The sequence below is a fragment of the Rhodoferax sp. MLSD5-FHT05B10 genome (genome assembly GCF_058793415.1).
The window spans coordinates 178,159-190,896 of record NZ_JBXAFT010000007.1 but is presented as its reverse complement, the minus strand read 5'-3'; the positions used below and the strand labels follow the sequence as shown (position 1 = coordinate 190,896).

Here is a 12,738-nt window from a genome sequence, read left to right as displayed (position 1 = left end):
ACTATTTGCAGGCGGCGGGGCCCTTGGCAACATCTACGCCCTTGCACAGGTCGTCCTTCGTGATCCAGCCCGCCTTCACTACCAAATCCAGATTTTTAGCCGTTATGGCAACAGGCTTGAGAAACTGGGCTTGCAAGGCAATCTTTTTCTCACCACCGTTCCAAGTTTTGGCAGCATCCACCTTGTGCCCTTTGGCCAACACCACGGCGGCGGCGGCGGCATCACGGCCCAGGTCACGCGCGTCTTTCCAGACCGACACGGTCTGGCTGCCCAAAGCCACGCGGTTCAGCGCAGCGTGGTCACCATCCTGTCCTGATACGGGTATGCCCTTGATACCTTTTGCATTCAATGCAGCGACCACACCGCCAGCGGTGCCATCGTTGGAGGCCACCACTGCGTCAACCTTGCCGCCGGTCTTGGTGAGGATTTGCTCCATGTTCTTCTGTGCCACTTCCGGCTTCCAGCCTTCGGTGTACTCCTCGCCCACAATCTTGATGTCGCCCTTCTTGACGGCTGCAGCAATGATTTCTTGCTGGCCACCGCGCAGGAAGTCGGCGTTGGGGTCGGTTGGCGAGCCTTTAATCATCACGTAGTTGCCCTTGGGCTTGACTGCAAAGATGGCTCGGGCTTGCATGCGCCCCACTTCCACGTTGTCAAACGTGATGTAGTACACGCCAGGCGCTTCGATCAAACGGTCATAGGCCACCACGGGAATTTTTTGCTGCTTGGCCTTGTTGACGGCAGGCAGAATCGCATCCTTGTCCATGGCCAGAATGATCAGCGCTTTTGCACCCTTGGCGATCAGGCTATCAATGTCTGCCAGCTGTTTCTCGGGGGAACCCGCAGCATCGGCACTGATGTACGTTGCGCCGTCCTTGGCCAATTGGGCCTTGATGGCGGTTTCATCGGTCTTCCAGCGCTCTTCCTGGAAATTGGACCAGCTCACACCCACAACTTGGGCGAATGCACCAGCGGCGGCCAAGCTCAGGGCCAGGGCTGTTAGGGATGTCTTCAGTTTCATCTATGTCTCCAGTAAGTTGGCCCGTGACAGGCCATTGGTTTTGGAAAGACTCATCCGAGCCATCGTGCTGCGTTAAATGCAACACGATGCATTTAGTACGAACGATGAACTAATTATGTAAACGCTGAAAATTAAACCCATAGGGACAAACCCGATATAGTTTAATAATCAAACTAATGTCGCGTGGGCGGGTCCACACCGCAAAAGAGAACGTCATTTCTACTGTGTCCCAGTAGGGCCGCAATCGTTTGGATGACGTTGTTTTTTGCGATTAAACCAGTTGAAAGCTACGTATTCATTGCGCAGCCAGCTACTTTTTTTATAGCAAATACATCACAACTCGGGGTGCTTCCTGGCGTTGCCGCGTGCGGTGGCCACCGGGTATTTTTTGCGGTTGACCTCCACCTTGTCCCGTGCGGCGGCCAGCAGGTCGATATCCAGCTGGTCGCACAGCTGCAGCAGGTAAAGGAACACGTCCGCCGCCTCGGCGGCTACCTCTTGCGTCTTCTCTTGGCCAAGGGCGCGGCTCTGCGCTTCGGTGAGCCACTGGAAGTGCTCCAGCAACTCGGCCGCCTCCACCGACAGCGCGCAGGCCAGGTTCTTGGGGGAGTGGAACTGCGCCCAGTCGCGCTCGGCGGCAAAGGCGCGCAGGGCTTCGGTGAGCGCTTGCATTTCCTGGCTCATCGCGACAGCACCGCCTGCAATGCCTTGCCGGTGTGGGTGCCCAGCCGCACCACTGCCTCCGGTGTGTCCGCGGCCACGACCTGGCCGCCGGCGTTGCCGCCGTCCGGCCCCAGGTCGATGACCCAGTCGGCCTCGGCGATCACATCCAGGTCGTGCTCGATGACGACCACGCTGTGCCCGCCGTTCACCAGGCGGTGCAGCACTTGGATGAGTTTTTCTACATCGCTCATGTGCAGGCCCACGGTGGGCTCGTCCAGCACGTACAGCGTGTGCGGGGCCTTCTGGCCGCGCTTGCCAATGTCGTCGCGCACCTTGGACAGCTCCGTCACCAGCTTGATGCGCTGCGCCTCGCCGCCGCTGAGCGTGGGCGAGGGCTGGCCCAGCGTCAGATACCCCAGCCCCACGTCTTTCAGCAGCTGCAGCGGGTGGGCAATGGAGGGCATGGCGGCGAAGAATTCCACCGCCTCGTCCACCTCCATCTGCAGCACGTCGCCAATGTTCTTGCCGCGCCAGGTGACGGCCTGGGTCTCGGGATTGAAGCGCGCGCCCTTGCAGGTTTCGCACAGCACCTTCACGTCCGGCAAAAAGCTCATCCCGATGGTGCGAATGCCCTGCCCCTCGCAGCCGGGGCAGCGGCCCTCACCGGTGTTGAAGCTGAAGCGGTTGGCAGCGTAGCCCCGGGCCTTGGCTTCCAGCGTGTCGGCAAAGAGCTTGCGGATGGTGTCCCAGAAGCCGATGTAGGTGGCCGGGCAACTGCGGGGCGTCTTGCCGATGGGGGTCTGGTCCACTTCCAGCACGCGGTCCACGGTCTCGAAGCCGGTCACGCCCGCGCAGCCGGTCCAGGGGATGGACTCCCCGGCGTCGAGCGCATCCCGCCCCGCCTTGGTGCTGCGTTTCTGCACGGCGGCCTGCACGTTGGTCAGCAGCACATCGCGCGCCAGGGTGGACTTGCCGGAGCCGGAGACCCCGGTGATGGCGACCAGCCGCTTGAGCGGAACATGGGCCGTGACGGCTTGCAGGTTGTGCAGGTTGGCGCCCTGCACCGTGATCCATTGCAGTGGCGCGCTGGCGTCCACCACACCGCGGCTGGCGTACTCCGCATTGGCCGCCGCGCTGGCCGCTGCATTGGCAGCCGCCACCTCCGCGGCCTTGGCGGCTTTGCCCCGTGGCTTCTTGCCCGCTGCCCCCCCCACGGCCGACGCCGGCACGCCAAGTGCCGATTTGGCGGCCGCGGCGCGCGCCACCGATTCCGCATACGACACCACCGACCGCCGCGGCATCAACGGATGCTGCATCGCATGCAGCAGATACCGCCCGGTCTGGGAGTCTGCGGCGTTCTGCACATCGGCCACCGAACCCTCTGCCACCAGCCGCCCGCCGCGTTTGCCCGCGCTGGGACCGATGTCGATGATGTGGTCCGCATGGCGGATGGTGTCCTCGTCGTGCTCCACCACCACCAGGGTGTTGCCCTTGTCACTCAACGATCGCAAGGCGCCCAGCAGGATTGCGTTGTCCCGCGCATGCAGGCCGATGGTGGGCTCGTCCAGCACGTAGCACACGCCCTGGAGGTTGCTGCCCAGTTGCGCGGCCAAGCGGATGCGCTGCGCCTCACCGCCGCTGAGCGTGGGTGCGCCCCGGTCCAGCGTGAGGTAGCCCAGACCCACCTGCTCCAGAAACTCCAGCCGGCTCCTGATTTCCGGCACCAGGTCGCGGGCGATGTCGGCCTCGCGGGCGCTCATGCCGCCCGCCACCTGCAGCGTCTGCACCCACTGGCGCACATCGCTCACGCTCAGGCGCGCTATGTCGGCAATGCCGACACCGGCAAACTGCACGGCCCGCGCTGTAGCGTTCAGCCGCGTGCCCTGGCAGGTGGGGCAGGTGGCATCGTGGAGGTCCTCAATGTCCACCTCGGCGAAGGTCTGCTCGCGGCCCTTGTTGTCGTCGTCCTTCACGGAGTCGTCAAACACCTTGCGCTGCTCTTTGGTCAGGGCCACGCCGGTACCCACGCAATCGGGGCACCAACCGTGCTTGCTGTTGTAGCTGAAGAGGCGCGGGTCCAGCTCCACGTAGGAGGTGGAACACACCGGGCAGGCCCGCTTGGTGGAGAACACCTGCACGCGGCCAATGCCGGCAGCCGATGTACCAGCCAGCAGCGCCTCCTTCAGGCCGTCCATGCCCGAGAGCACATGCACCACGCCCTTGCCGTGCGTGAGCGCCGTGGCCAGGGCCTCACGCAAGGCGGCTTCCTGCGCCGGGTTCACGTCCAGGCTGGCCACGGGCAGCTCAATGGTGTGTTCCTTGAAGCGGTCGATGCGCGGGAAATTGGTGGTGGGCAGGAAGTTGCCATCCACCCGCAGGTGCGTGAAGCCGCGCGGGCGCGCCCAGTCGGCCAGCTCGGTGTACACGCCCTTGCGCCCGGACACCAGCGGCGCCAGCAGCCCGATGTGCTGGCCGCGGAAGTTCTTGAGCAACTGCGCGGCAATGCTGTCGGCCGACTGCGGCTGCACCGCCGCGCCGTCATGAATGCAGTGCTGCGTGCCCAGCTTCACATACAAAAGACGCAGGAAGTGCCAGACCTCGGTCGTGGTGCCCACCGTGGACTTGCGCCCGCCACGCGACAGCCGCTGCTCGATGGCCACCGTGGGCGGAATGCCATACACCGCATCCACCTCCGGCCGGCCCGCCGGCTGCACGATGGAGCGCGCATAGGCATTGAGCGACTCCAGGTAGCGGCGCTGCCCTTCGTTGAACAGGATGTCAAACGCCAGCGTGGACTTGCCCGAACCCGACACGCCGGTCACCACGTTAAACTTGCCGCGCGGAATGTCCACCGACAGCGACTTGAGGTTGTGCTCCTTGGCATTGACGATACGAATGGAGTCCGATGCGTCCGCGTGCCGACCACCCGTCGAGGTGGGCACTGCGCCGAGTGCCGATTTTCCGGCGGCGAAGCCGACGTATGAGGCTCCCGGCGCAGCGCCAACCCCGGCAGCGCGTTCCAGGGAATAGGCAGCACGCGGTTCCGCAACCGAATGCACCACCCCCATGGCCGCCGCATACTCCCTAAGTGCCCGCCCGGTGTGCGAGGTGGCGTGCAACATCACATCCTCGGGCGTGCCCAACGCCACCACCTCACCGCCGGCATCGCCCCCTTCCGGGCCCAGGTCGATCAACCAGTCGGAGGCGCGGATCACATCCAGGTTGTGCTCGATCACCAGCAGCGAATGCCCCGCCTCCAGCAGCTTGCGCAGCGCGCGCATCAGCTTGGCGATGTCGTCAAAGTGCAGGCCCGTGGTCGGCTCGTCCAGCATGAACAGCGTGCCCCGGCGCGCCACGGCCTGGCGGCTGGCGGTGCTGGCCTTGGCGGCTTCGGCCAGAAAGCCCGCCACCTTCAGGCGCTGGGCCTCGCCGCCCGACAGCGTGGGCACAGGCTGGCCCAGCTTCACATATTCCAGGCCCACATCCACGATGGGCTGCAGGGCACGGATCACGTCGCGGTCGGCGCTGAACAGGTCGGCGGCTTCGCTCACCGTCAGCTCCAGCACGTCAGACACATTGACGCGCCGGCCCTTGCGCTCAATCGTCACCTCCAGAATCTCCGGCCGGTAACGCTTGCCGTCGCAGTCGGGGCAGCGCAGGTACACGTCGCTCAGGAACTGCATCTCGATGTGCTCAAAGCCCGAGCCACCGCAGGTGGGGCAGCGGCCGTCGCCGCCGTTGAAGCTGAACTTGCTGGCCGTGTAGCCGCGCTCGCGGGCCAGGTCGGCACCGGCAAAGATCTCGCGCACGGCGTCCCAGGCGCCCACATAGCTCACCGGGTTGGAACGCGCCGTCTTGCCGATGGGCGACTGGTCCACAAAAACCACCTCGCTCAGCTGCTCGGCGCCCAGCAGGCGCTCATGCGCGCCGGGCGTCTCGGTGGCCTTGCCGAAGTGGCGCAACAGCGCCGGCGCCAGCACGTCCTGCACCAGGGTGGACTTGCCCGAGCCGCTGACGCCGGTGATGCACACCAGGCGCTGCAGCGGGATTTCGACGTGCACGTTTTTCAGGTTGTGCTCAGTGGCGCCTTCCAGCACCAGGCGCGGTGTGCTGGGCGCGACCATGCGCTTGAAGCCCATGCCCACCTGCTTACGCCCGCCCAGGTAGGCGCCAGTCAGCGTGTCGGCGCCGCGCAGGTCGGCCGTGGAGCCGTCGAACACGATGCGGCCGCCCTTCTCGCCCGGGCCCGGACCCATGTCGATCATGCGGTCAGCCGCCAGCATGACGGCCGGATCGTGCTCCACCACCACCAGGGTGTTGCCGGCGTCGCGCAGGCGCTGCATGGCGACGATGATGCGGTCCATGTCGCGCGGGTGCAGGCCGATGCTGGGTTCGTCCAGCACGAACAGGGTGTTGACCAGCGAGGTGCCCAGCGCGGTGGTGAGGTTGATGCGCTGCACCTCACCGCCACTCAGGGTGCGGCTCTGGCGGTCCAGCGTGAGGTAGCCGATGCCGACGTCGCACAGGTACTTCAGCCGGGTGCAGACTTCTTCAAGCAGCAGCTTCAATGTCTTGGCTTCCGCTTCCGTCGTAGCCGACGCCGGGTTGGGCACGCCTGCCACGCCTACCCCCGCCTGCAAGGCATCAAAGAAGCGCCGCAGCTTGTCCAGCGGCAGCAGCATCAGGTCATGCAGACACAGCCCCGGCAAGGCTTCCAGCTGCGCACGGGTCCATTGAACCCCCTGCGGCATGAAGCGCTTGGCAGGCGTCAACACTGCGTCGGCCTGCTCCTTGGTTCCAATGCGCCACAGCAGGCTCTCGGTCTTCAGCCGCGCCCCGCCACAGGTACCGCACGGCGTGTAGCTGCGGTACTTGGACAGCAGCACGCGGATGTGCATCTTGTAGGCCTTGCTCTCCAGGTACTCGAAGAAGCGCCGGATGCCGAACCAATGCTGGTTCCACTTGCCATTCCAGTTGGGCGAACCGTTGATGACCCAGCCCTGTTGCTCGGGGGTGAGCTTGTACCAGGGCGTGTCGCGCGGGATGCCGGCCCCTTCGGCGTGGCGCATCAGATCGTCCTGGCACTCCTGCCAGGCGGGGGTCTGCATGGGCTTGACGGCGCCGGCGCGCAGCGTGAGCTTGTCGTTGGGAATGACCAGCCCCATATCCACGCCCACCACGCGGCCAAAGCCGCGGCAGGCCTCGCAGGCCCCCACGGCCGAGTTGAAGGAAAACAGCGAGGCAATCGGGTCCTGGTAGCGGATGTCGCTCTGCGGGCAGTGCAGGCCGGTGGAGAAACGCCAGGTCGGAGCCGCCACATCCGCTATCAATTCTGCAGCTGGTTGCGCAGATTCCACGGGTGCTGGGGCCTCATTCAGCACATAAACATTGAGCCGGCCGCTGCCACGCTTGAGGGCAACCTCTATCGCCTCCAAGGCACGCGCCTTCTCCACATGGGCCATGCGAAAGCGGTCGGCGACCACGTCCAGCACCTTGCGCGAGCCTGCGATGGTGGACACCTCGCGCTCAGCCTGCACGCGGGTGAAGCCGCTGGCGGACAACCACTGGGTCACTTCCTCGGCGGTCGTCGATGCTGGCAGCTCCACCGGAAAAGTCAGCACCAGGCGGGGGTCGCCCTCGGCCTGGGCGCGGCGCAGCAGTTCGGCGTAGATGGTCTCGGGCGTGTCGTGCTGCACCGGCAGCGCGGTTTGGCGGTCGAACAGGGCGCCAGCGCGGGAATACAGCAGCTTGATGTGGTCGTTGAGCTCCGTCATGGTGCCCACGGTGGAGCGGCTGGAGCGCACCGGGTTGGTCTGGTCGATGGCAATGGCGGGCGGCACGCCTTCCACCTTGTCCACCGCCGGTTTGTCCATGCGGTCCAGAAACTGGCGGGCGTAGGCCGAGAACGTTTCCACGTAGCGCCGCTGCCCTTCGGCATACAGCGTGTCAAACACCAGGCTGGATTTGCCGGACCCGCTGGGCCCGGTGACGACCGTCAATTCACCCGTGCGGATGTCGAGGTCAATGTTCTTGAGATTGTGCTGCCGCGCTCCGCGAATGCGGATGGTGCCCTGGGACATGGTGAATGCTCTTTCCTGATAGGGAAAGACATTCTAGGCAGTTGCCCTCAACCTGTGAGGGCGCGTTCCAATTCCTGACAGGCTTTGGGGCCGACTGCATCCTTGATCTTGGGCAGCAGGGCCAGCAGGTCGTCATAGCCGCTGGCGGCCTCCACCGACATGTTCAGCCGGAACCCGCGCAGACCCAGGCCTGCCGTGAGTTGCGTGGCCAGCGGCTTGGCATCCTTGTACCGGTCCTGAGGCGAGCGCGCGCTGAAAGTTTCCGCCGCAGCCTCCTTGGCCGAGGCCTGTGCGGCATCGGCTTGCGCCAGGGCGGCCTGGCCGGGTGCCGGGGTCAGGAAACCCTGCGCCACCATGTGCTCCACATCCTCCTGCGTCAGCCCCATGCCGGACATGGCGGCAAGCACCTGCGCCACGTCCTTGTTGCCATCGAACATGATGAATGCGGTGCGCTGCCGCGAGGAAAACAGCACCGACCGCTCCTTGAACGCCAGCTGCCCCGCTTCTGTCTTGATGTATTTCATGGCTGCGCTCCAGATTGAGATAAACGGCTCCCTCGACTAAGCCTGTCCCCCATGCCGGTCTTGTCGCCGGCCGGAGGCTGCTTACTTGCTGGCACTGGCGGCCGCTACGGGTGCCGATGCGGCGGCAGTCGGCGCGTGCTCGGTCTCAATGCCGTGCTTCTCTCCACTCATGTCAATATCGCCGCCCTTGCTCAGGATGAACATGGCCAAACCGGCAAACACCACAAAACCCACTGCAATTTTCCACATACCCATTCCTAAATGAAATAAAAAGGCCCCGGGCCTGTAGGTCCGGGGCCGTTAACTCAACTCATACTCAATCGTTGGCGTAGATGTCCACGTCCTTGGTTTCACGGACGAACAACATGCCGACCACGAAGGTCATGCCAGCAATGATGACGGGGTACCACAAACCGTTGTACATGTTACCGGTTTGCGCCACGATGGCAAACGCCGTGGTGGGCAACAGACCACCGAACCAGCCGTTACCGATGTGGTAGGGCAAGCTCATGGAGGTGTAGCGGATACGGGTCGGGAACAGTTCCACCAGCATGGCGGCAATGGGGCCGTACACCATGGTCACCAGGATCACGAGGTAGGTCAGGATGGCGATGACCATGACCTTGTCCACCTTGGCCATGTCAGCCTTGGCGGGGTAGCCGGCGGCCTTCAGGTCGTCTGCCACAGCCTTCTTGAACGCAGCGTCCTTGGCCTTGGCTTCGTCGGCGGGCAGGCCCTTGGACGTGTAGCTGGAGATGGCGGTTTCACCGATCTTGATGGTTGCCACCGAGCCGGGGGCACCCACCACGTTGTCGTAGCTCACCGAAGCGCCGGCCAGAACCTGCTTGGCGATATCGCACGAGCTGGTGAACTTGGCGGTACCGGTGGGGTTGAACTGGAACGAGCACTCGCTCGGATCAGCGGTAACGATCACCTTGTTCTTTTGCTGGGCAGCGTACAGGTCGGGGTTGCCGGCCTTGGTCAGCGCCTCGAACACCGGGAAGTACGTCACCACTGCCAACAGGCAGCCGGCCATGATGATGGGCTTGCGGCCAATCTTGTCGGACCAGGCACCGAAGATCACGAAGAACGGTGTGCCAATGACCAGGGAGATGGCCACATAGATGTTGGCGGAAGCGCCGTCCACCTTCAGGGCTTGGGTCAGGAAGAACAGGGCGTAGAACTGGCCGGAGTACCAGACCACGGCCTGGCCGGCGGTCAGGCCGATCAGGGCCAGGATCACGATCTTCAGGTTCTTCCACTGGCCGAAGGATTCGGACAGAGGCGCCTTGGAGGTCTTGCCTTCGGCCTTCATCTTGGTGAAGGCGGGCGACTCATTCATGCTCAAGCGGATGTAGACCGACACGGCCAACAGCAGGATGGACACGATGAACGGCACGCGCCAGCCCCAGTCGGCAAAGGCAGCCTCACCGACGATGGTGCGGGTACCCAGAATCACCATCAGGCTCAGGAACAGGCCCAGGGTGGCCGTGGTCTGGATCCAGGAGGTGTAGGCGCCGCGCTTGCCGTGGGGCGAGTGCTCGGCCACGTAGGTGGCAGCACCGCCGTACTCACCGCCCAGTGCCAGGCCTTGCAGCATGCGCAGGGCAATCAGGATCACGGGGGCGGCCACGCCGATGGTGGCGTAGTTGGGCAGGATACCCACGACAAAGGTCGACAGACCCATGATCAGGATGGTCACCAGGAAGGTGTACTTGCGCCCGATCATGTCGCCCAGACGACCGAACACCAGCGCGCCGAAGGGGCGCACGATGAAACCGGCCGCGAACGCCAGCAAGGCGAAGATGAAGGCGGAGCCAGCGTCCAGTCCACTGAAGAACTGTTTGGCAATGATGGCCGCCAACGAACCGTACAGGTAGAAGTCGTACCACTCAAAAACCGTACCGAGTGAGGAAGCGAAGATGACTTTCTTCTCTTCCGCAGACATCGGCCGTGGGGCTGCTGTTGCCATAGTTGGGTCTCCTTTTTTAAATAATTTCAACCACCCGGCACGGGTGGATGAGGCGAACTATGTTGAGCAGTTCTGACCTAGTTCTGACAGCTTTCCAACGCAAGCTGACTCCAAGCTGAACGTTACCTTACGCACTAGGAACTAACCCTGACGCCCGTTTTTCCATGGTGAAAAATATTGGAGCAATGCCGCTTTCGGCGGATTTTTCAGCCTCCTTCGCCCTAGGGAAAGTCCTCGTATTTCCTAGTAATCCGTAAGGACTTAGTCAGACCATCCGACCAATATCCGCCCCGGCAACGGCCGCACCGCGCTGTTGTAGAACTAGTAAATCGTAGGAGATATATGACCGACCCTGTCGTGGCCAAGATCGAGGCCAACCCGAAGTACCACGAACTTCGCAAGAAACGCAACAGCTTCGGCTGGCTGCTGACCGCCATCATGATGGTGGTGTATTACGGCTACATCGCGCTGATTGCGTTCGACAAGCCCTTCCTGGCCCAGCCCATTGGCGCTGGCGTCACCTCCCTGGGCGTTCCCATCGGTTTTGGCGTCATCGTCTTCACCATCATCATCACGGGCATCTATGTGCGTCGCGCCAATGGCGAATTCGACCGTCTGACCGCCGAAATCCTGAAAGAAGCTTCCAAATGAAGGCCGGACTCCAATTCCTGATCGCGCTGGGCGCACTGTTCGCGGCCGCTGCCGCGCAAGCCGCTGGCGGTGACCTGGGCCAGGTGGACAAGCAACCCACCAACTACGTCGCCATTTCCATGTTTGCCGTCTTTGTGGTGGGCACCCTGTTCATCACCAAGTGGGCCGCAGCCAAGACCAAGTCGGCTGCCGACTTCTACACCGGCGGCGGTGGCATCACCGGCTTCCAGAACGGCCTGGCCATTGCCGGCGACTACATGTCGGCCGCTTCCTTCCTGGGTATTTCCGCCGCCGTGATGGCTTCGGGCTATGACGGCCTGATCTACTCCATCGGCTTCCTGGTGGGCTGGCCCGTCATCACCTTCCTGATGGCCGAGCGCCTGCGCAACCTGGGCAAGTTCACCTTTGCCGACGTGGCCGGCTACCGCTTCCAGCAGACCCCCATCCGCGTCTTTGCCGCCTCCGGCACGCTGGTGGTAGTGGCGTTCTACCTGATCGCCCAGATGGTGGGCGCCGGTGCGCTGATCAAGCTGCTGTTCGGCCTGGACTACATCGTGGCCGTGGTCATCGTCGGCGTGCTGATGATGGTGTACGTGCTGTTCGGCGGCATGACCGCCACCACCTGGGTGCAGATCATCAAGGCCTGCCTGCTGCTGGCCGGCGTGACCTTCATGGCCGTCATGGTGCTGGCGCAGTTCGGCTTCAGCCCTGAAGCCCTGTTTGCCAAGGGTGTGATCGTGAAGACCCTGCTGGCCTCCAACGCCCAGACCGCGGCCATCGCGTCGGCCACCGCTGCTGCTGCCGCGGCGACCACGCCGGAAGCCCAGGCTGCCGCCGCTGCCGCGCTGGCCAAGGCCCAGGCCATCGTGCCCGCCAAGGAAGGCCTGTCCATCATGGGACCCGGTGGTTTCATCAAGGACCCGATCTCTGCCATTTCCTTCGGCATGGCTCTGATGTTCGGTACCGCAGGTCTGCCCCACATCCTGATGCGCTTCTTCACGGTGCCCGACGCCAAGGAAGCCCGCAAGTCCGTGTTCTGGGCGACCACCTGGATCGGTTACTTCTACGTCCTGATCTTCATCATCGGCTTCGGTGCCATCACCCTGGTGCTGACCAACCCCGAGTTTGCGGACACGGCCAAGGGCATCATCAAGGGCGGCGGCGGCTCGGCCAACATGGCTGCGGTGCTGGTGGCCAAGGCCGTTGGCGGCAACGTGTTCTTCGGCTTCATTTCTGCCGTGGCCTTTGCCACCATCCTGGCCGTGGTGGCCGGCCTGACGCTCTCCGGCGCGTCGGCCGTGTCGCACGACCTGTACGCCACCGTGATCAAGAAGGGCAACGCCGACAGCGCCTCCGAACTGAAGGTCTCGCGCATCACCACCGTGGCACTGGGCATCATCGCCGTGGGCCTGGGCATCGCCTTCGAGAAGCAGAACATCGCCTTCATGGTGGCGCTGGCCTTCGCCATTGCGGCATCGGCCAACTTCCCGGTGCTGTTCATGTCCGTGCTGTGGAAAGACTGCACCACCAAGGGCGCCGTCATCGGCGGCTTCCTGGGCCTGATCTCCTCGGTCGGCCTGACCGTGGTGTCGCCCTCGGTGTGGGAAGCCGTGCTGGGCAACCCCAAGGGCTCGGCCTGGTTCCCCTACTCGTCCCCGGCCCTGTTCTCCATGACCATCGGCTTCGTGGGCGTGTGGCTGTTCTCGGTGCTGGACCGCAGCCCGCAGGCCGCCAAGGAACGCGACCTGTTCAAGGCGCAGCAGGTGCGCTCCGAGACCGGCCTGGGTGCCTCGGGCGCATCGGGTCACTAAACGGGCGGTTCACGCC

Annotated in this window: 8 protein-coding genes; 2 read left to right on the top strand and 6 right to left on the bottom strand. The window is 63.8% G+C overall.

The window, feature by feature from the left end:
* Nucleotide 1: 1 nt before the first annotated feature.
* The 6 genes from xylF to AC1Q5W_RS13125 all read right to left on the bottom strand — a co-directional run bounded on the left by xylF (nt 2) and on the right by AC1Q5W_RS13125 (nt 10,260).
* Nucleotides 2-1,021: a D-xylose ABC transporter substrate-binding protein gene (xylF, locus tag AC1Q5W_RS13150; RefSeq protein ID WP_492645058.1), complete on the bottom strand. Its 1,020-nt coding sequence runs from the start codon at nt 1,019-1,021 to the stop codon at nt 2-4.
* Nucleotides 1,022-1,354: 333 nt separating this feature from the next.
* Nucleotides 1,355-1,693: a nucleotide pyrophosphohydrolase gene (locus AC1Q5W_RS13145; RefSeq protein ID WP_492645057.1), complete on the bottom strand. Its 339-nt coding sequence runs from the start codon at nt 1,691-1,693 to the stop codon at nt 1,355-1,357.
* Between the two features lie 8 nt (nt 1,694-1,701).
* Complete coding sequence (gene uvrA, locus AC1Q5W_RS13140; RefSeq protein WP_492645056.1) at nt 1,702-7,764, bottom strand: excinuclease ABC subunit UvrA; 6,063 nt, start codon at nt 7,762-7,764, stop codon at nt 1,702-1,704.
* Between the two features lie 47 nt (nt 7,765-7,811).
* The gene (locus AC1Q5W_RS13135; RefSeq protein WP_492645055.1) at nt 7,812-8,288 is read right to left on the bottom strand and encodes a hypothetical protein; all 477 of its coding nucleotides are present in this window, start codon (nt 8,286-8,288) and stop codon (nt 7,812-7,814) included.
* A gap of 81 nt (nt 8,289-8,369) precedes the next feature.
* Complete coding sequence (locus AC1Q5W_RS13130; protein ID WP_492645054.1) at nt 8,370-8,537, bottom strand: hypothetical protein; 168 nt, start codon at nt 8,535-8,537, stop codon at nt 8,370-8,372.
* Nucleotides 8,538-8,604: 67 nt separating this feature from the next.
* On the bottom strand, nt 8,605-10,260 hold the full coding sequence (locus AC1Q5W_RS13125) for an MFS transporter (RefSeq protein WP_492645053.1): 1,656 nt from the start codon (nt 10,258-10,260) through the stop codon (nt 8,605-8,607).
* A 342-nt stretch (nt 10,261-10,602) separates the two neighbouring features.
* Here AC1Q5W_RS13125 and AC1Q5W_RS13120 point away from each other — a divergent pair, with 342 nt between their 5' ends.
* Both AC1Q5W_RS13120 and AC1Q5W_RS13115 read left to right on the top strand, forming a co-directional pair.
* On the top strand, nt 10,603-10,911 hold the full coding sequence (locus AC1Q5W_RS13120) for a DUF485 domain-containing protein (RefSeq protein WP_492645052.1): 309 nt from the start codon (nt 10,603-10,605) through the stop codon (nt 10,909-10,911).
* Complete coding sequence (locus tag AC1Q5W_RS13115) at nt 10,908-12,722, top strand: cation acetate symporter (RefSeq protein WP_492645051.1); 1,815 nt, start codon at nt 10,908-10,910, stop codon at nt 12,720-12,722. The genes AC1Q5W_RS13120 and AC1Q5W_RS13115 overlap by 4 nt, the downstream gene beginning before the upstream one ends.
* Nucleotides 12,723-12,738 lie beyond the last annotated feature (16 nt).